A 19,371-nucleotide genomic window follows, 5' to 3' on the forward strand; every position below is an offset into this window, starting at 1 on the left:
GGCAGGATGCGGGCATGGACGACGACGTGCGCCGCTACCTCGACGAGCTGGTCGGGCAGGCCCGGGCCGTGCTCGGCGCCGACCTGGTCGGCGCGTACGCGGCCGGCTCGGTGGGGCTGGGTGTCTACCAGCCGGGGCGCAGCGACGTGGACGTGGCCCTCGTGGTTGCCCGGCCGGTCGACGGGCCGGCGAAGCGGGCGCTGGTGGACCGGCTGCGGCACGAGGCGCTGCCCTGCCCGGCGCGGGGCCTGGAGCTGGTGGTCTACCGGCGGGACGTGGCCTCCTCCGGCACCCCCGAGCCGGGCTTCGAGGTCGAGCTGAACACCGGCGCCACCATGCCGTTCCGGGCCACCTACGACCCGGCCGACCGACCCGCCGCCGACGGCCGGTTCTGGTATGCGCTGGACCGCAGCATCCTGCGCCAGTCGGGGCTGGCCCTGCTCGGCCCGCCCGCCGCCGAGGTCTTCGCCGATCCGGCGCCGGCGGAGCTGCGGCGGCTGCTGGTCGAGGCCCTGCGCTGGTGGCTCGCACTGCCCACGCCGCCCGGGAACGCCCCCGCCCCCGGCGCCGAGGACGCGGTGCTCGGCGCCTGCCGCGCGCTGGTCCGCTGCCGCGACGGCGTCTGGCTGGGCAAGGTGGACGCCGGACGGCGGCTCGAAGCCGACGACCCGGATGCCGGGCTGATCCGCCGGTCGATCGCGGCCCGCCGGGGTGGCCCCCCGCCGGCCGGACCCGAGGCCCGCGCCTTCCAGCAACGGGTGCTGGACCGGATCGCCGGAGCGCATTGACGGCGGTCGTGGCCCTACTTAAACAAGGCGTACCGAACAGTAGGGGAGGTCCCCATGCGACGCTCGGTACTGCTCGCCGCTCTGCTGCTCACCCTCGCCTCCACCGGCCCGGCCGTCGCCGCGCCTCCACCCGCGCCGCTGGCGGCCACCCCGGTCCAGGTCTACGGCGCCTGGCACTGCGGCAACGACTTCTGCACCTGGGGCACCGCCCGCACGGTCGCCCAGTTCGACAGCCAGAACCACTGGCTGGTCGACCGCGGCGACGGCCGGCCCTCGGTCAACCTCGTGGTGCTGAGCTTCGTCAACCCGCTCGACCTGCTGCGCCAGAGCACCGACGCCACCACCCTCGACGGGGTGCCGCGCGGCATGACCAGCGAGATCGTGCAGTACTTCACGGCCCGTGGCGTCCGGGTGATGCTCTCCGTCGGCGGCATCACCTACACCGACGACTGGGACACGGCGCTCGCCGAGAACCCCACCCTGCTCGGGCAGCGGGCCGCCGCGGTCGCCACCCGGCTCGGCGTCGGCATCGAGATCGACTACGAGCAGAACACCGGCCCGAACCTGGCCGGCCTCCAGTCCTTCATCGACGCCTACCGGGCGGTCCACCCGTACGACGCCACCGGCGCCCGGCCGCCGGCCCGGCTCACCATCGACGTGGCCGCCGGCGACCGCTGGCTGATCGACCTCAACCGCAGGGCCACCGCCGACTGGCTGCGCACCGACGTCCCGGTGCTCGACTACGCCAACGCCATGGTCACCGCCCGGCCCGCCTCGGCCGGCACCGCCCAGGCGGACTGGCAGGAGCACGTCGACGGCAAGTCGCAGTACAACCCTCCGGTGCCCCCGCTCGCCCCGGCCAAGTTCACCGGCGCGGTCTACCTGGCCTACGGCGGCAAGCCGCTGCCCGAGTGCGTCAACTACGCCAACTCGGTGCAGAAGGCCGCCGCCCCGTACGTGCAGAGTGTCGCCCCGCACGGCACGGGGAGCACGGCCGGCATGCTCGGCTTCATGTTCTGGGCGGCGGAACGGCCCGCCACCCGGGGCATCGGCACCGTCCCGCCGAACACCTGCGAGGGCGGCGCGGGCGCCGGGGCGACCGCGCTCGCCGTGCCGGTGCCGATGCCGGCGCTGCGGCAGAGCTGACCGGACCCGTCACCAGCGGCCGGGGCGCGCCAGGACCGCCGTTGGACATCTGCGACCGAACTCGACTAGCCGCCGGCGTTTCGGGCACAGTGTCCCGGGTGGACGACGTACGGGATGGGACGGTGGCCGCTCCGGTGCGGGTGGCGGTGGTCGCCGAGCCGGGTCTGCTGCGGACGGTCGTGGTCGCGGTCCTCGCCGCCACGCCGGACTTCGAGGTGGTCGGCGAGACCGAGCCGGACCGGAGCGTGCCGGCGCTGCTCGCCACCTGCCATCCGGACCTGCTGCTGGTCGACCTCGACGCGGTGGATGACCCCGGCGCCGTCGCCGGACCGCCCGGTGCCGACGGGTGCGTGGTCGTCGTGCTGACCGCGCGGCGCACCGCGCGGGCGCTGCGCCGCGCTCTCGGCGCCCGGGTCCGGGGGGTGGTGGCCACGGACGTGCCGCCGGAGGAACTGGTCGAGCTGTTGCGGGCGGTCGCCCGCGGGCAGCGGATGATCGACCCGCTGACCGCGCTCGCCGCCCTCGACGCCGCGGTGAACCCGCTCAGCGAACGGGAGCGGGAGGTGGCCGCGGCGGCGGCGGAGGGTCTGCGGACCGGGGAGATCGCGAAGCGGCTCCACCTGGCCCCGGGCACCGTGCGAAACCACGTGTCGAGCCTGTTGCGCAAGACCGGGGCGCGCAGCCGCTGGGAGGCGGTCCAGCGGGCCCGGGACGCGTGCTGGATCTGACGACACGCGGATCACGGGTGTTGCACAACGGTCACCTTCGATTAAATTCCTGACGGTGCGTCACCAGGCGCGCACGTGTCGTCAGGGATCGGGGGGTCATGTCCGGGGTCGCCATGGTCCGCACGCTGCTCGCGCTCAAGGGTGGGTTGATCCGCGGGGCCCTCGCCCACCTGCTGGCGGCCGAGGGCGACATCGACATCGTCGGCGAGGCGGCCACGGCGCACGCGTTACGGGACGCGCTGGCGGGTGACCGGCCCGACGTGGCCGTCGTCGACGCCGACCTCGTACCGCTGCACCAGCTCGCCCGGATCGCCGCGGCCGGGCCCGACGGCGGGGGCCGGCTGCTGGTCCTGGTCGAACAGCGCCGCGCCGCCCGGGTCCGCCCGGTGCTCGCCGAGCACGGGCGACGGATCGGCTTCCTGAGCCGGGACGTGCCACCGCAGCGGATCGCCGAGGGCGTACGGCTGCTCGCCCGCGGTGAGGTGGTGCTCGATCCGGACCTGGTGGTCGCGGCGCTGGAGGTCGCCGACAGCCCGCTGACCCGCCGCGAGCGGGAGGTGCTCGACGTGGCGGCCGAGGGACATCCGGTCCGGGACATCGCCGAGAAGCTGACCGTCTCGGCGGGGACGGTGCGCAACCACCTGTCCCGGATCATGGCCAAGACCGGCGCGCGGACCCGGTTGGAAGCGGTGCGGATCGCCCGGGAGTCGGGCTGGATCTGACCGGCTCCGCCCCGCCCTCCCAGTAGCCCACCAGCTCCCGGTAGGCGGTCGAACGGGCCAGCAGACCCTGGTGGTCGTCGAGCAGCGCGTGGTGGCCGTCGAGCAGCAGCACCCGGCGGGCGCGCAGCGCCGAACTGACCCGGTGAGCCACCACCACGAGCGTGCCGGCCCGCTCGGCGAACGCGGTCTCCAGCCGCGCCTCGGTGGCCGGGTCGAGGTGACAGGTGGCCTCGTCGAGGATGACCAGCGGGGCGGGCGAGAGCCAGGCGCGCAGCAGGGCCAGTTGCTGACGCTCCCCGGCGGACAGGCCGGCCGGGCGCAGCGTCGCGTCCAGGCCGCCGAGGCGGTCCACCAGCCCGGACAGGCCCAGCCGGGCCGCCGCCCGGACGATCGCCGGGTCCGCCAGGTCGGGCCGCAGATAGCGGAGGTTGTCCCGGACGCTGCCGGTGAAGACGTAGGCCTCCTGCGGGATCAGCACCCGTCGCCGGGCCAGCTCGGCGGCCGTCGCCCCGGCAACCGGCGTCCCGCCCACCTCGACCGTGCCGGACTGCGGACGCAGCACGCCGGCGATCAACGCGGCCAGCGTGGACTTGCCGATCCCGCTGGCACCCACCACCACCAGATGGTCGCCGTCGGGCACGTCGAGGTCGAAGCCGTCGAGCACCGGCTCGGCGTGCGGCCCGTACCGGAACGTCACGCCGCGCAGGGACAGCGCCGGCGGGCCGGGTCGCGCGGGCCGCGCCGGGCCGGCGGGCGTGGCCTCCCCGGACACCGGGACGCCGGTGCGCAGCAACCGGTCCAGGGTGACGGTGAACCGCAGCCCTCCGGCGGCCACGCCCTGGACGAGGGTGTGCAGGGCGGGTTGCACCCCGCGGACGACGTAGACCAGGGCGCCCAGCACCGCGCCCGGCCCGAGGCCCTGCCGGACCAGCCAGGGGGTGGCGAGCACGACCACCGGCACCGGCAGCCAGCCGCCGACGGCCAGGCTCAGGCCACGGGTGACGGCCATGCCGGCCAGCCGCCTCTCCACCCGCGCCTGCGCGTCGACGTGTCCGCCCAGCCACCGGGTGACCTGGTCCCGCGCGCCGCTGGCCGAGACGTCGCGGTGGCCGGCGATCGCCGTGACCGCGACCCGGGTGAGGCGTTCGTCGGCGAGCACGTACTCCCGCTGGCGGGCGATCATCGCGGGTACGGCCGCCGCGAACAGGACGAGCCCGGCCAGCACCGGCACGGTGACGAGCAGGGCGACCGGGGCGGCGAGGGAGCACAACCCCACGATCGCGGCGCAGGCGGCGAAGAGGAAGCCGCGGACCACCGTCAGCAGGCCGGCCCAGGTGTCCCGGACGATCTCCACCTGATGGGTCAGGCGGCCCACCGCCGCGTCGTCCACCCGGCCGTCGTTCGCACCGGCCAGCGCGCCGGCCACCACCCGGCGCAGCAGGTCGTCCCGGAACGGCTCGACCACGTCACCGAGGCACGCGTACGCCCGGTTGGTGCCCACGGCGCCGACGAGCACGGCGGCCGCAAGCAGCCCCAGCCAGAGCAGCCCGACCACCGGGCGGCCGGCCAGGAAACCGGCGTCCACGGCCCGCGCCGTCAGCAGCCCGGCCAGCGCCGCCGGCAGCGCCTCGGCCACCGACCAGGCCGCCAGCCGGGCGAGCGCGGTCCGCCGCGCCCGCAGCGCGGCCCGGGTCACCGCACCGACCGTGGTCACGACCGGAACACCGCCCGGTAGTCGGGGTCCTCCCACAGCACGGCGTGCGGACCGACCGCGCGGATCCGTCCGCCCGCCACCCAGGCCACCAGGTCGGCCCGGGCAGCGGTGCCGACCCGGTGGCTCACCACGATCCGGGTACGCCGGTCCGTCCGGTCGGTCAGCGCCCGGCTCACCCGGTACTCGGTCACCGTGTCCAGGCTGGACGTGGCGTCGTCGAGGATGAGCAGCCGCTCGGCCCGCAGCGCGCGGGCGAGGCCGAGTCGTTGGCGTTCCCCGCCCGACATGGCGACCTCGGCCAACGGCGTGCCGTACCGGTCGGGCAGCCGCTCGACGAAGTCGTCGATGGCGGCGGCCCGGGCCAGCGGCACCGGGTCGGCTCCGCACCCGACCGCGGCGCCCACCGTCTCGCCGACCAGCACGGGCCGTTCGAACCCGTAGCCGACCGCCGCGTGCAGCGCCGCCGCCGACAGGTCGGGCAGCGGCACCCCGTCCAGCCGCACCTCCCCGGCGTCCGGGTCGCGCAGCCGGCCGGCGACGGCCGCGAGCAGCGACTTGCCGGCGCCGGACGGGCCGACGACGGCGAGCAGCGCGCCGCCCGGCACCCGCAGGTCCACCCCGTCGAGCAGCGGCCGGCCGTCGTCGGCCCGCACGCCGACCCCGCGAAGTTCCAGGTGGCCGGGGCCGGGCGGTACGGTCCGGTCGCCGTACCGGCGGGCCGGTTCGGTGAGCACCTCGGCGGCGCGACGACAACCGGCGCGTACCCGGACGGCCTTGTTGAGGGCGCTGACCACGGTGCCCAGGCCGGCGCCGAGCGCGGCGTACTGGAGGGCGGCCAGCAGGTCGCCCGGCGTCAGCCGCCCGGCGGCCAGGGAGAGCCCGCCCACGGCGACGACCGCCAGTTGCAGCATGGGGCTGAGCACCGCACCCCGGGTCGCCGCCCCGGCCAGTACGGTCCACGTCCGGGTGCCGTGCCGCCGCAGCTCGGCCACCGGGGCAAGGACCCGCTCGACCTCCCGCCCGGTGGTGCCGGCGGCGGCGATGGTGCGCGCTCCGGTCAGCGCCTCCACCAGCAGCCCGGCGAGGTGTCCCTGGGCACTCTGGTAACCGGCGACCGCGGCGGACGCGTCAGCGACGAACCCGCGCAGCAGCACGCCCAGCAGCACCAGCCCGACGACGAACGTCGCGCCGAGCCAGGGATCGATCATGGTGAGGGCCACCAGGCTGCCCACCGGTGGCAGCAGCACGGTGCCGGCCAGCACGACGGTCGGGGCCGCCTGCCCGGCGTCGGCCACCTGGCCCACCAGGCGACCGACCAGGTCACCCACCGGGTGACGGGCAGCGGTCCGGGGATCGAGGGCGAGGAGGTGCCGGATCAGGGTGTGGCGCAGGCCGGCGACTGAACGCGCGCTCGCCGCGCCGATGCCGTAGTCCCGCACGACGCCCGCGCCGACCAGCAGGGCGACGAGGCCACCCACCGCGGCGAGCCAGTGTCCGGCGGACTCCCCGGCGGTGGCGCCGACGGCGGCGTCGACCGCCCGCCCCAGCGCCGCGGGCAGCGCCAGCTCGGCCGCCGCCCCGGCCACGGTGACCAGGGCCAGCACCGGGGTCCACCAGCCGGCGGACCCGACGGCGCGCCACAGGAGCCGGTCGGCCGGGGTCATGGCACCTCCACGGGCGCGGCCCCGGACCGGCGTGAGCCGGCCCGGGGCCAGGCGAACTGATCGTCAGTGACAGGTGGTGACGCTCAGCGAGCTGTCGCCGCAGAGCAGCAGGCTGGCCTGGCTGCCACCGCCGGTACGCTCGGCGGCCGGCAGTTCCATCCCCTGGAGGTCGAGCAGTGCCATGACAGTCCTCTTTCTCTCGTGATGATGCTGGTCGGATCTCGTCGCGCGGCCATCGCTGTCGATGGCCACCGGGTCACTTGCAGGTGGTGACGCTCAGCGAGCTGTCGCCGCAGAGCAGCAGGCTGGCCTGGCTGCCACCGCCGGTACGCTCGGCGGCCGGCAGCTCCATCCCCTGGAGGTCGAGCAGGGCCATGTCGTTCACCTCCTTCCGTACGCGTCGGGTCGGACCGCCCCGGGGTGACCCCCGGGGAGCTGGGTGGGCCGGTCAGTCACCGGCCGGTGGGGTCGGCCCGGCGGGCGTGGCGCCGGGCAGGGGCGTGAGGAACGGCAGGCCGGGACTCGCCGGCCGGGTAGCCGCGAGGGCGCTCAGCACGCCGGCGGTGCCGGTGGCCAGGTCCATGGAGAGCCGCAACAACTGGTCGCCGGGAAAGGCGGTCGCCCCCCGGTACGGCAGGGCGTGCCAGCTCAGCAGCCGGGCCTGCCGGCGAGCGGGTTCGCGCTCGCCTCGCTCGGCCAGGTAGGTCACGATCCCGGCGCGGCCGGCGAACAGCCCGGACTGGGCGTAGAACGGGAAGTCGGCGCAGCGGCGGATCCGCGTGGCGGCGGTGCGCAACGCCTCGTCGCTGCGGTGGCGCAGGTACTGGTCGAGCACCAGGCCGATGCCCACGCTGCCCTCGGCGAGGTAGGGCATGGTCCGCCAGCCCTCGTTGACCTCCAGGTGGCCGGCGTCGCGCCGGACGCACCGGCGCAGGTCCTGGCGCAGCGCGGTCGCGGCGTGGTCGAGCAGGCTCCGGTCGTGGTCCAGCTCGTACATCCGCAGCAGCATCAGCGCCACGCCGGCGCCGCCCCGGAACAGCCCCGCGTACGGGTGGCGGCCACCGCTGACCTCGGCGACCGATTCGACGTCGCCGAGCCGGCCGACGACCAGGTCGACGGCCCGCCGGGCCGCGTCGGCGTACCGCCGGTCGCCGGTGCGCCCGGCGAAGTGGGCCAGGTTGAGCGCGACACCGGACAGGCCGCTCATCAGGTCGTCGCCGAGTTCGGTCCACGGCTCGTCGAGGCAGCGCTCCAGCAGCCGCAGCGCCTCGGCGCGGTGCCCGAGCAGGTCCAGCACGAACGCGACGCCGTGCAGCCCGTCGTAGAAGCCGAGCCGGCTGCCCGGCGCCGGTTCCCGTACCCGGTCGATCAGCCACCGCTCGTGGTCGGGGTCGGTGCCGGCGCCACCGGCGTGCAGCGCCCAGAGCACCCCGGCCGCGCCGTGGGCCAGGTTCAGCCCGCCGTCGGCCCCGGCGAACTGCCGGATGTCGCCGGGGAAGAGGCGGTCGTCGCGGTGCGGGGTGGCGCTCGCGGTGATCGCGGCGGCGAGCCGGTCCCGCAGTGCCGGCCAGTCGTCCGGGTCGATCAGCGACGCGTCCGGGTGGCCGGGCGTGTGGCGGGTCCCGGTCTCACCGAGGATCACGGCGACCGCCTCGTCGAGCAGGCTCCGGGGGACGGGGAACTGTTCCGCCACCACGTCGGCCAGGTGGGGCGCCTTCTCCGGCGCCAGCCGGAGCATGGCGGTCAGCGGCAGGAAGAGGGCCAGCCGCAGGCAGGCCAGGGCGTACCGGTCGACGTCGAAGCCGGTCCGGTCACGGGGCGCGGCGAAGGCCTGGTTGCGCAGGGCCGGCCGGGCGGCCGCCGCGGCGGGGGTGGCGACCTCGAAGTCGACAAGCGTGACGGCTCCGTCGTCGCCGACCATGATGTTGAACATGTGCAGGTCGCCGTAGACCACGCCGTGGGCGTGGATGGCGTCCACCGCCTCGGCGACCTGCCGGTGGAGGTCGAGGGCCCACCGCGTGTACGCCTCCCGGTCGGCGTCGAGCTGGACCAGCGGGTAGCGCTCCACCACCAGCTGGTTCAGCGGGCGGCCCGCGACGAACGTCAGCGCCAGGAAGTCGTGCCCGCCGAAGCTGAACTCGTCGTGCACCCGCACCAGGTGCGGCACCCCGGCGAGCCGGCGCAGCGTCTCGGCCTCCCGGCGCAGGCGGGTCACCGCGTCCGCGCCGGTGGCGTCCAGCCCCGCGTGTGGGCGGGCCTCCTTGAGCACCACCCGGTCGCCGGTGCGGGTGTCCCGGGCCTCGTAGAGACCGCCGCCGTTGGAGAAGTGGATGACCTTCTCGATCCGGTAGGGCAGGTCGGTGGTGGTGGCCGCGTTCCGGGCGGCCAGGTGCGGGGTGAGGAAGTCGGGCAGGGTGACCCAGTCGGGCACGTGGAAGACCGGGTCGCGCCGGTCGGGCACCAGCGTGCCGGTGGCGTCCTCGACGGCCGGCACCACCTGGCCCTCCGGGGAGAGGCAGTACCGGGCGGCGAAACCGCCGTAGCGCAGGTACACCGGGCCGTCGCCGTAGCGCAGGTCGCTCAGGATGTACGGCCCGGTCTCGCCGTCGAGCAGCGCGGCCAGCTCCTTGGCGGTCAGCTCCAGTTCCGCGTCGTCGCGGGGGTAGACCGTGATGAACTTGCCGCTGGCGGCGCGGCGGGCGTACTTGCTGTTGCGCATGAGCAGCATCCGCGGGCCGCGCAGGTGCTTGAACGGGATGCCGCGGGGCTCGCAGTAGTCCATCACCCGGGCCAGCACCCGCTCGGCGTTGTCCAGCCGGGCCGACACGTGGATCTTCCACCCCTGCGGCGGGAGGGAACCGGCGACCGGACCGTGCACCAGCCAGTCGTCCTTGACCTCACGCTCCCAACCGGGCGCCGGCGGGCGGTCCGCCGCGTAGCCGGGGGTCTCGACGTCGGAGCTGGCGAGCGAGTCGTAGAACAGCGGGTCGACCGCGCAGTACGAGTCGTACCGTTCGTCCATGTCGTCTGCCTCCACCGGCTGATCGGTTGAGGTCCATCCTTCGGACGGCGGAGGGGGGAGCAAAGTGTGCTGAGTCATGACGCGGGCGTGATTTTCACACCCCAAATTCGTGACAACGGCGGAGTTTGAACTCGCGAATGCCGCGCCACGAGTGGGGCGCTCTCCCAACCGGACACGCGAAGACCCGCACCGGCCGCGCGCCGGTGCGGGTCTTCCTGTGCCGGCCGGCGGGTGGACTCAGTAGACGGTCACGCCGTACGCGCTCGCCGCCTCGGTGACCGGCTGGTAGAAGGTGGTCCCGCCGGTCCGGCAGTCACCGCTGCCGCCGGAGGTGATGCCCAGCGCCCTGGTGCCGTCGTAGAGCGGACCGCCGGAGTCGCCCGGCTCGGCGCAGACGGTGGTCTGGATCATGCCCCGGACCGTGCCGCCGCCCTGGTAGCGGACGGTCACGTTCAACGCGGTCACCGTGCCGCTCTTCGTGCCGGTGGCCGAGCCGGTGCGCCGGACCGCCTCGCCGACGAACGCGTTCGCGGCCGTGTAGCCGCCCGGGTGGCTGAGCGCGGTGTTGTCGTAGCGGACCAGGGCGTAGTCGTTGCCGGGGAAGCTGGAGTTCGTGGTCGGGCCGATGAGCGTCCGCAGCCCCGAGTCGGAGTACCAGGTCTTCACCACGTTCCCGCAGTGGCCGGCCGTGAGGAAGTAGTAGACGCCGGACTTCACCACGTTGAAGCCGAGCGAGCAGCGGTAGCCGCCGCCGTAGATGGCGTTGCCGGCCGACAGCAGCGGCCGGAAGGTGCCCCGGGCCCGGTCGACCCGGATCGCGCCCGCCGCGGCGCCGGCGCTCCTCTTGACGGCCGCGACCTCGGCGGCGGACACGCTGTCGTCGGCGGTCACCACGACGCGGCCCGCGTCCACGCGCCAGGCGATGCCCTGCACGCCGGAGGCGGCGACGGCGGCGTCGACCCGGGCCAGTTGATCGGCGGTGTAACGGGGCGCGGCGGCCGAGGCGGAGCCCGGGACGGCGAAGGCGCCGGCGGCAACCAGGCCGACGGTCGCGGCGAGCAGGGGGGTGAATCGGCTTCGGCGGATTCTCACGGTCTTCTCCCTGACGGTGAAGGCCGCCGGTTGCGTCGGCGTCCATGCCGGGTCGACGGGGTCGGCTCGGGGTGTGACCTCGACGAACGCTGAAGCGGAGAGTATCCACCTGGGTCGATGGTGGAACAAGGGGTCGGCGGCGCGTCGTCGGTGCTGGCTAGGGTGGGCGCGGGGGAGGTGCGGCGAGCATGGCGGAGTTGAGCGGCGAGGCGCGGGCCGGACTGGAGGCGGTGGTGCCCGGCGGGGTGGCCACCCGCGCGGCGGACCGGCTCCGGCTGGCCCATGACGCGTCGCACTACCTGCTGCACCCGAGCGCGGTGGTCACCCCGGCCGACGCCGACCAGGTCGCTGCCCTGCTCCGGCACAGCCGCCGCACCCGCACCCCGCTGACGTTCCGCTCCGGCGGCACCAGTCTCAGCGGCCAGGCGGTCACCGACCGGCTGCTCGTCGACACCCGGCGGCACTTCCGCGACCTCGACGTCCTCGACGACGGCCGGCGGGTGCGGGTGCAGCCCGGCGTGGTGCTGCGGCAGGTCAACGCCCGGCTCGCCCCCTACGGCCGCAAGCTCGGCCCGGACCCGGCCAGCGAGTCCGCCTGCACGGTCGGCGGCGTGGTCGCCAACAACTCCAGCGGGATGACCTGCGGCACGGAGTTCAACACCTACCGGACGCTGGAGTCGCTGCTGCTGGTGCTGCCCAGCGGCACCGTGCTCGACACCGGCGCCGCGGACGCCGACGCCCGGCTGCGCGCCGCCGAGCCGGACCTGCACGCCGGCCTGCTGCGGCTGCGCGACCGGGTCCGCGGCAACCCCGACTCGGTGCGCCGGGTCCGCGCCCAGTACGCCATGAAGAACACCATGGGGTACGGGGTGAACGCCTTCCTCGACCACGACGACCCCGCCGACCTGCTCACCCGGCTGGTGGTGGGCAGCGAGGGCACCCTCGCCTTCGTGGCGGCGGCGACCTTCCGCACCGTACCCGTGCACCGGCACGCCGCGACCGGCCTGCTGGTCTTCGACACCCTGGGCGCGGCGATGGCCGCCATGCCGGCGCTGGTGGCCGCCGGGCCGGCGGCGATCGAGCTGCTCGACGCGGCCGCCCTGCGGGTCGCCCAGCGGGACCCGCGGGCGGACGCCGCGCTGCGGGGCCTGGCCGTCCGCGACCACGCGGCGCTGCTGGTCGAGTGGCAGGAGTCCGACCCGGAGGCGCTGGCCGAGCGCGTGGCCACCGCCCGGCCGGTGCTGGCCGACCTGCCGCTGACCACCCCGGCCCGGCTCAGCGGCGAGGCCGCCGCCCGCGCCGCGCTCTGGCACATCCGCAAGGGCTTGTACGCGGCGGTGGCCGGCGCCCGCCCGTCCGGCACCACCGCGCTGCTGGAGGACATCGCCGTCCCGGTCGGGGCCCTCGCCGGCACCTGCGCCGCGCTCGCCGACCTCTTCGACCGGCACCGGTACGAGGAGAGCGTCATCTTCGGCCACGCCAAGGACGGCAACCTGCACTTCATGCTCAACGAGCGGTTCGCCGGCGGCGCGGCCCCGGAGCGCTACGCCGACTTCACCGAGGAGATGGTCGACCTCGTGCTCGGCCACGGCGGCACGCTCAAGGCCGAGCACGGCACCGGCCGGGTGATGGCCCCCTACGTGCGCCGCCAGTTCGGCGACGAGCTGTACGCGGTGATGCGCGAGGTCAAGACGCTCTGCGACCCGGACGGCGTGCTCAACCCGGGCGTGCTGCTCAGCGACGACCCCGAGATCCACATGCGGCACCTGAAGACCGTGCCGACCGTGGAGGAGGAGGTGGACCGCTGCGTCGAGTGCGGCTACTGCGAGCCGGTCTGCCCGAGCCGCGACCTCACCACCACGCCCCGGCAGCGGATCGTGCTGCGCCGGGAGATCGCCGCGGCCCGCGCCGCGGGCGACCCGGCCCTGGCCGAGGAACTGGAGCGCGCCTACGACTACGACGCGGTGGACACCTGCGCCGTGGACGGCATGTGCGCCACGGCCTGCCCGGTCCTCATCAATACCGGCGACCTGGTGAAGCGGCTGCGGGCCGACCGCAACGGCGGGGCCGCGCAGGCCGGCTGGCGGGGTGCCGCGCGCCGCTGGGGCGCCACCACCCGGGGCATGGCCCGCGGGCTGGACCTGGCCGGCGCGCTGCCGCCCGCGCTGCCCGAGGCGGCCACCCGGGCCGCCCGCGCGGTCCTCGGCGCCGAACGGGTCCCGCAGTGGCAACGGGACCTGCCCCGGGGCGGCCGGCCGCGGCGGCCCCGGCCGGTCGGCGAGCCGGACGCCGTCTTCGTCCCGTCCTGCCTCGGCACCCTGTTCGCGCCGGCCGAGGGCGGCTCCGGCGTGGCCGACGCCCTGCTCACCCTCGCCGACCGGGCCGGCGTACGCCTGCTCGTGCCCGACGGGATCGCGAGCATGTGCTGCGGCACCCCGTGGTCGTCCAAGGGCCTCACGGCCGGCTACGAGGCGGTACGCGACCGGGTGCCGCCGGCGCTGCGCGCGGCCAGCCGCGACGGCGCGCTGCCGGTGGTCAGCGACGCCGCCTCCTGCACCGAGGGCTTCACGAAGCTGCTCGCCGGGGCCGGCGACCTGCGGGTGGTCGACGCCGTCGCGTACGCGGCTGGCGAGCTGCTGCCCCGGCTCACCGTGCGTCGCCGGCTCGGCTCCCTCGCGCTGCACCCGACCTGCTCGTCCACCCGGCTCGGGCTGGACGACGCGCTGCTCGCGGTGGCCTCGGCGATCGCCGACGAGGTGGTGGTCCCGGAGGGCTGGCAGTGCTGCGGCTTCGCCGGGGACCGCGGGCTGCTGCACCCGGAGCTGACCGCGTCGGCCACCCGCGCCGAGGCCGCCGCCGTCGCCGCCCGCTCCTTCGACGGGTACGCCTCGGTGAACCGCACCTGCGAGATCGGCCTGGCCCGGGCCACCGGGCAGCCGTACCGCCACCTGCTCGAACTGCTGGCCGACGCGACGGCCTGACCGGGGCGGGTAGCATCCCGCGACGTGCTGCGTAGTTGGTGGATGGCCGGCCTGATGCTGGTGGTCGGGGTGTTCGTCGCGGTGGGCGCGGAGACCCGGGTGCTGGCCGTCGTCGAGTTCCTGGTCTTCGCGGCGCTGGCGGTGCTCTTCTCGCCGCTGGCGTTCCCACGGTCGCTGCCCGCCGCCGAGGCGCGGGAGCGCAGCGCGCGCGACGGCCGGCCGATCGTCTACTGGCGGCCCGGGTGCCGCTACTGCCTGCGCCTGCGGTTGCGGCTCGGCCGCCGGGCCGGGCGGGCCCACTGGGTGAACATCTGGCGCGACCCCGACGGGGCGGCGGCGGTCCGGGCGGTCACCGGCGGCGACGAGACGGTCCCGACCGTCGTGCTGCCCGGCGAGGCCGTGGTGAACCCGGAGCCGGCCTGGCTGCGCGACCGCCTGCGCTCCTGACGGAACCCAAGATCGACGCAAGCTCGCGGGAGGTGGCGGTTTCCGGGCGGCCGGGAGACTCCCACTTCGCCGAGCTGGTGTCGATCTCGTCCTAGGGGGTGAGGGGTGTGGCGCGCGGTGTCCGGGCAGACTGGGGACGTGGACGGGTTGCGGGAACTGCTCGGGGTGGACGTGCCGGTGGTGGCGGCGCCGATGGCCGGTGGGCCGACCACCCCCGGGCTGGCGACGGCGGTGGGCGCGGCCGGGGCGTTCGCGTTCCTGGCCGCCGGCTACAAGACGCCGGAGGCGGTGGCGGCGGAGATCGCCGAGGTGCGCGCCGTCGGCCGGCCGTTCGGGGTGAACGTCTTCGTCCCCACGCCGGTGCCCGTCGAGGAGGCGGAGTTCCGCCGCTACGCCACCCGGATCGCGGCCGAGGGCACGCCGTACGGCCTCGACCTGGCCGGCGCGGCCCGCACCGAGGACGACGACCACTGGACGGCGAAACTCGACCTGCTGCTCGCCGACCCGGTGCCGGTGGTCAGCTTCACGTTCGGCGCGCCTCCGGCGCCGGTGATCCGGGACCTGCGGCGGGCCGGCAGCCGGGTGCTCGTCACGGTGACCGACCCGGCCGAGGCGGCGGCCGCGGCCGACCTCGGGGTGGACGGGCTGGTCGCCCAGAGCGGCGCCGCGGGCGGGCACCTGGGCACCTTCACCCCGGACGCCCCGCCGCCGCTCCGCCCGCTGCCCGAACTGGTCGCGCTGGTCGCCGGCCGCACCGGGCTGCCCGTGCTGGGCGCGGGCGGGATCGGCGGGCCCGGTGACGTCCGGGCCGCCCTCGCCGCCGGCGCCGTCGGCGTGCTGGTCGGCACGCTGCTGCTGCGGGCCGACGAGGCCGGCACGGGCCGGACCCACCGGGACGCGCTGGCCGACCCGGCGCGGGACCGGACGGTGGTCACCCGCGCCTTCACCGGCCGGCCGGCGCGCGGGCTGCGCAACGACTTCATCGACCGGCACGAGGCGGCCGCCCCGCTCGGCTATCCCGCGCTGCACCACCTGACCCGGCCGCTGCGCGTCGCCGCCGCCCGAGCCGGGGACGCCGACCGCCTGCACCTGTGGGCCGGCACCGGCTGGCGCGCCGCCCGGGACGCCCCCGCCGCCGACATCCTCACGACCCTGACCCACTCCCTCTGACACCGCCGCCGCGGCGAGGCCCCGAGATCAGCACCAGCTCGCGGGAGGTGGCGGTGTCCTGGCCCTGCGGAGACCGCCATCTCGGCGACCTGGTCTCGATCTCGCCGCGTCCCCGGCCCGCAGGCGTTCACGCTGGCGATCCCCGGCGGAGCGGGGTGGGACCCGTCTACGGTGCGAGTGGAGAGAGGACCGGCAGAACAGGGGGTGGGCGGATGTCCACAGCGGCGCGACCGCTGGCCGGGCGGGTGGCCGTGGTCACCGGGGCGGCGCGCGGCATCGGCCGGGCCGCTGCCGTGGCGCTCGCCGAGGCGGGCGCGGAGGTGGCCGGGGTGGACGTGGCCGGGCCGGTCAGCCCGATCCTCGACTTCCCGCCGGCCACCGCGGACGACCTGGCGGAGACCGGCCGGCGGGTCACCGCCGCCGGGGTGCGCTGGTCGGCGCACGTCGCCGACCAGCGGGACATCGGCGCGGTGCGCGCCGTGGCGGAGGCGGTCGAGCGGGACCACGGCGGCGTCGACGTGCTCTTCGCCAACGCCGGCATCCAGGCGTTCAAGCCCCTGCTGGAGATGGCCGACGCCGACTGGCACGACCAGATCGACGTCAACCTGACCGGCGCCGCGAACGTGCTGCGGGTGTTCGCCCCGCTGCTGGTCCGCCGCGGCGGCGGACGGATCGTGGTCACCTCCTCCACGCAGGGGCACCACGGCACGAAGAACGGGGCGGCCTACTCGGCGTCGAAGTGGGGGCTCATCGGGCTGGTCAAGTCGGCGGCGCTGGAGCTGGGAGCGCACGCGATCACCGTGAACGCGGTGATCCCGGGCCTGGTCGACACGGCCCTCACCCGGCACCAGGACCGCTACGCGCAGGCCATCGTCGAGGGCGGGAGGTCGCCGTCCGGTGACCCCGCCGCCGACGAGCGGAGCGCGGTCGAGGCGCTGCGGGCGAAGACCCCGCTCGGGGTGCCGTGGGTGCAGCCGGAGGACGTGGCGCCGCTCGTGGTGTTCCTCGCCTCGGACGGCGCGCGGATGGTCAGCGGCACCTCCTTCGCCGCCACGGCCGGCGACAGCGCCCACGTGACCGCCTGACCGGGCGGCGCGGGCCGGGAGCCGCCCGAGGAGCGGCTCCCGACCGTCGGGCGGTCAGCCGGCGACCGAGGCCAGGTAGCGCTCGGCGGCGTCCGGGGTCAGGAACCAGTCCCGGAAGTCGTTCGGGTCGCCGAATCCGTTGGCGAACCGGCGGGCCACCACCGGGTTGCCGGCGGCCGCCCCGAGCACCTGCTGCACGTGCGGCGGCAACGGTTGCAGCATGGCGTTCGTCCAGCCGGTGACGGCCTCGCCGGTCCCGGCCCAGAAACGCTCGAAGGTCCGCGTCATCCAGTCCCGGTCGAACGGCCGGTCGCCGTGCTCCAGGATCGACCCCAGGTACGCGTACGCGCACTTGGCGGCGGTGTTGCTGCCCTGGCCGGTGATCGGGTCGTTGGCCACCACCACGTCGGCCATGCCCAGCACCAGCCCGCCCGAGGGCAACTCCGCCACCGGGTGGCGCACGGTCGGCGTGTACCGCCCGGACAGGGTGGCCCGCCCGTCGGTCAGCTCCACCTCGGCGCACCGCTCGTAGATCCACGGCGTGTAGCGGTGGGCCAGGTCGAGGGTGAGCTTCAGGTGTTCGGCCGGGTCGCGGCGCTCGGTCCACAGGTCCAGCGGCCCACCGGGCACCGCCTCCCAGAACAGGATCTCGCAGGGACCGGAGTGGGTCAGGGCGGGGATGACGAACAGCTCGCCCAGCCCGGGCACGGCGTTGAAGCTGACGTGCGGCACCGGCAGCAGCGGGTCGGGGGTCATCCCGTGCACGTACGCCACGGCGAGCCCGCGCTGCGGCGCGTCGTAGACCGAGCGGGCCGGGTCGCGGTCGAACACGCCGACCAGGTCGCCCTTGCCGGCGGCCACCACGGTGAGGTCGTAGCGGCCGAGCCGGGCCAGGCCGTCCAGGTCGCTGGTGGTCACCGTCTGGTAGAGCACCGTCCCGCCGCGCTGCTCGAACAGCCCCAGCCAGTCGGCCATCTTGATCCGCTGGTCGGTGCTCTGCGCCGGCTCGTCGAGCGGGCCGACGATGCGCAGGGCCCGCTCGCCGGGCGGCGCGGAGAGCGACACGTGCAGGCCCTCGATCCGGGGCGCCCGGTCCTGCCACAGGTCCAGCCCGTAGCGGCGTTCGGTGGCGAGCGCGGGGCCGAACATGGCCTGGGTGCTCATCACCCAGCCCCGGCGGATCTCGTCGGGCGTGCGGGCGGACATCACCGTGACGTCGTACCCCTCGGCCTGCAGGCTCAGGGCGAGCTGGAGCCCGGACTGTCCGGCCCCGACGATCAGGATTCTGCGCATGGTTCCTCCAGGGGTTGAGCTACCGCGCCGCGAGCGCGCCCGCGGTGGGCCGGGGGGTGCGGGACATGGCGTGTTCCACGACCGTGAGCAGTGCCCGCGCCACCGACGACGGGTCGCGGGCGTCGCAGGCGGTCAGGGGTACGTGGGCCGGCAGCGCGAGCGCGGCGCGGACGTCGTCGAGCGGGTGGTGCAGCACCCCGTCGAAGAGGTTCACGCAGACCACGAAGGGCATGTCGCTGTCCTGCTCGAAGTAGTTGACCGCCGGGAACGAGGCGGCCAGGTCCCGGGTGTCGGCGAGCACCATCGCGCCGACCGCGCCCCGGCACAGGTCGTCCCACATGGGCCAGAACCGGGGCTGGCCGGGCGTGCCGAACAGGTAGAGCACCAGGTCGGGGCCGATGGTCAGCCGACCGAAGTCCATGGCCACGGTGGTGGTCGTCTTGTCGATGCCGGGATCCAGCCGGTCGACGGTCTCGCTGGCCGCCGTCATCCACGCCTCGGTGTTGATCGGCGGGATCTCCGAGATGGACGCGACGCAGGTGGTCTTGCCGACCCCGAAGCCGCCGGCGATGACGATCTTCGCCGAGGTCAGCAGTGGGCTGTCAGGCAAGTTTGCGGAGGCCATCGCGCAGTCTCTCCAGGAGGCGGAAGTCGACGTTGTCGTGGTCGCTGTGGACGAGCAGCCGGTCGGTGGCGGCCAGGTCGTCGACGACGACCCGGGTGACCCCCAGGGAGATGCCGCACACCGCGGACAGTTCGGCCACCGAGCGGGCGGCCCGGCGGGCCTGCTCGTACAGCGAGCGGGCCTCGGGCAGCAGCCCGGCGGCGAACACGGCGTCGTAGTGGGGCACCGACACCAGGGTGTGCACCAGCAGCGGCTGCCGGGTGCGGGTGCGGCCGGCGGTCAGCACGTACGGCCGGACCTTCCAGTACCTCATCTGCATGGTCGTCGTCCTCCGGCCGTCAGCGCGCCTGCGCGGCGGTCATCCGGTGCAGCTCGTGCCGGACGGCCGGCGTGAGGGCGTGCCACACGGCGCCGACGAACTGCGTCATCCGGTACGACACGACCCGCAGGTCGCAGCCGGGCGCGGCGGCCACCGCGAGGCCCGCGGACTCGCCGACCCGCATGAAGAGCAGGTGCCCGCGGGGCAGCCGGACGGTCAGGTACTCGGCGGAGCCCAGCTCCAGCAGGGCGGCGCTGCGGTCGGCCATGCTGAGCAGGCCGGCGGTCAGCGCGGCGAGCTGGTCGCCCAGGTCGCGGCCGACGCCGTGCGAGGCGGCCAGCTGCAGGCCGTCCAGGGACACCAGCATGGCGTGGTTGACGCCGGGCACGTCCTCGACGAACTGCCGAATCAGCCAGGCGCAGTCGGGCAGCCCGTTGCCCGTGCCGTTTCCCGGGTACGCGTGGTTCATCGCTGCCGTCCTTCGTGGTCGGTGGGGGTGCGGGCGTCGCTGACGCCGGCCGCGAAGGCGGCCGTCTCGTCCGGCCACGCCTCGGGCGGGGAGCCCGCGCCGGGGT

Annotated in this window: 18 protein-coding genes; 8 read left to right on the forward strand and 10 right to left on the reverse strand. The window is 75.6% G+C overall.

The genetic code is table 11. From position 1 onward, the window contains the following. From F8274_RS21135 to F8274_RS21150, 4 genes are all read left to right on the forward strand, one after another. A partial coding sequence (locus F8274_RS21135; protein ID WP_370518257.1) for a nucleotidyltransferase domain-containing protein occupies positions 1–788 on the forward strand: 788 nt, incomplete at its 5' end. 54 nt (positions 789–842) lie between these two features. Continuing rightward, complete coding sequence (locus tag F8274_RS21140; protein ID WP_225853899.1) at positions 843–1,934, forward strand: hypothetical protein; 1,092 nt, start codon at positions 843–845, stop codon at positions 1,932–1,934. Positions 1,935–2,032: 98 nt separating this feature from the next. Beyond that, complete coding sequence (locus F8274_RS21145) at positions 2,033–2,662, forward strand: response regulator transcription factor (RefSeq protein ID WP_151464111.1); 630 nt, start codon at positions 2,033–2,035, stop codon at positions 2,660–2,662. Between the two features lie 98 nt (positions 2,663–2,760). Beyond that, complete coding sequence (locus tag F8274_RS21150; RefSeq protein ID WP_225853900.1) at positions 2,761–3,384, forward strand: response regulator transcription factor; 624 nt, start codon at positions 2,761–2,763, stop codon at positions 3,382–3,384. Here the strand turns inward: F8274_RS21150 and F8274_RS21155 are convergent. From F8274_RS21155 to F8274_RS21180, 6 genes are all read right to left on the reverse strand, one after another. Next, entirely contained in the window at positions 3,314–5,098 is a 1,785-nt protein-coding gene (locus tag F8274_RS21155) for an ABC transporter ATP-binding protein (protein WP_151464112.1), read from the reverse strand. The genes F8274_RS21150 and F8274_RS21155 overlap by 71 nt on opposite strands. Beyond that, positions 5,095–6,762, reverse strand: coding sequence for an ABC transporter ATP-binding protein (locus F8274_RS21160; RefSeq protein WP_151464113.1), 1,668 nt, complete (start codon positions 6,760–6,762; stop codon positions 5,095–5,097). Before F8274_RS21160 ends, F8274_RS21155 begins: the two co-directional genes overlap by 4 nt. Positions 6,763–6,825: 63 nt before the next feature. Beyond that, a complete protein-coding gene (locus tag F8274_RS21165; RefSeq protein ID WP_091302793.1) occupies positions 6,826–6,945 on the reverse strand; it encodes a SapB/AmfS family lanthipeptide in 120 nt (39 codons plus the stop codon). A gap of 73 nt (positions 6,946–7,018) precedes the next feature. Further along, positions 7,019–7,138: a SapB/AmfS family lanthipeptide gene (locus tag F8274_RS21170; protein WP_088974649.1), complete on the reverse strand. Its 120-nt coding sequence runs from the start codon at positions 7,136–7,138 to the stop codon at positions 7,019–7,021. Between the two features lie 72 nt (positions 7,139–7,210). Further along, positions 7,211–9,784: a class III lanthionine synthetase LanKC gene (gene lanKC, locus F8274_RS21175; RefSeq protein WP_151464114.1), complete on the reverse strand. Its 2,574-nt coding sequence runs from the start codon at positions 9,782–9,784 to the stop codon at positions 7,211–7,213. 237 nt (positions 9,785–10,021) lie between these two features. Continuing rightward, complete coding sequence (locus F8274_RS21180) at positions 10,022–10,876, reverse strand: S1 family peptidase (protein WP_151464115.1); 855 nt, start codon at positions 10,874–10,876, stop codon at positions 10,022–10,024. A 188-nt stretch (positions 10,877–11,064) separates the two neighbouring features. Here F8274_RS21180 and F8274_RS21185 point away from each other — a divergent pair, with 188 nt between their 5' ends. From F8274_RS21185 to F8274_RS21200, 4 genes are all read left to right on the forward strand, one after another. Beyond that, positions 11,065–13,857 carry an FAD-binding and (Fe-S)-binding domain-containing protein gene (locus tag F8274_RS21185; RefSeq protein WP_151464116.1) on the forward strand — a complete coding sequence of 931 codons (2,793 nt, stop codon included), beginning with the start codon at positions 11,065–11,067 and terminating at the stop codon, positions 13,855–13,857. 24 nt (positions 13,858–13,881) lie between these two features. Beyond that, the gene (locus F8274_RS21190) at positions 13,882–14,304 is read left to right on the forward strand and encodes a glutaredoxin domain-containing protein (protein WP_151464117.1); all 423 of its coding nucleotides are present in this window, start codon (positions 13,882–13,884) and stop codon (positions 14,302–14,304) included. 117 nt (positions 14,305–14,421) lie between these two features. After that, positions 14,422–15,474: a nitronate monooxygenase gene (locus tag F8274_RS21195; RefSeq protein WP_225853901.1), complete on the forward strand. Its 1,053-nt coding sequence runs from the start codon at positions 14,422–14,424 to the stop codon at positions 15,472–15,474. Between the two features lie 212 nt (positions 15,475–15,686). Further along, a complete protein-coding gene (locus tag F8274_RS21200) occupies positions 15,687–16,559 on the forward strand; it encodes an SDR family NAD(P)-dependent oxidoreductase (protein ID WP_151464118.1) in 873 nt (290 codons plus the stop codon). Positions 16,560–16,613: 54 nt separating this feature from the next. Here the strand turns inward: F8274_RS21200 and F8274_RS21205 are convergent, their stop codons facing one another. The 4 genes from F8274_RS21205 to F8274_RS21220 are packed head-to-tail and all read right to left on the reverse strand — an operon-like array spanning position 16,614 to position 19,265. Further along, the gene (locus F8274_RS21205) at positions 16,614–17,852 is read right to left on the reverse strand and encodes a styrene monooxygenase/indole monooxygenase family protein (protein WP_151464119.1); all 1,239 of its coding nucleotides are present in this window, start codon (positions 17,850–17,852) and stop codon (positions 16,614–16,616) included. A 19-nt stretch (positions 17,853–17,871) separates the two neighbouring features. After that, on the reverse strand, positions 17,872–18,477 hold the full coding sequence (locus F8274_RS21210; protein WP_192579912.1) for an ATP/GTP-binding protein: 606 nt from the start codon (positions 18,475–18,477) through the stop codon (positions 17,872–17,874). Further along, entirely contained in the window at positions 18,455–18,796 is a 342-nt protein-coding gene (locus tag F8274_RS21215) for a DUF742 domain-containing protein (RefSeq protein WP_225853902.1), read from the reverse strand. Before F8274_RS21215 ends, F8274_RS21210 begins: the two co-directional genes overlap by 23 nt. Positions 18,797–18,815: 19 nt before the next feature. Continuing rightward, positions 18,816–19,265: a roadblock/LC7 domain-containing protein gene (locus F8274_RS21220; RefSeq protein ID WP_151464120.1), complete on the reverse strand. Its 450-nt coding sequence runs from the start codon at positions 19,263–19,265 to the stop codon at positions 18,816–18,818. Positions 19,266–19,371: the final 106 nt, after the last annotated feature.

The sequence above is a fragment of the Micromonospora sp. AMSO31t genome (assembly GCF_008868175.1).
GTDB lineage: Bacteria > Actinomycetota > Actinomycetes > Mycobacteriales > Micromonosporaceae > Micromonospora.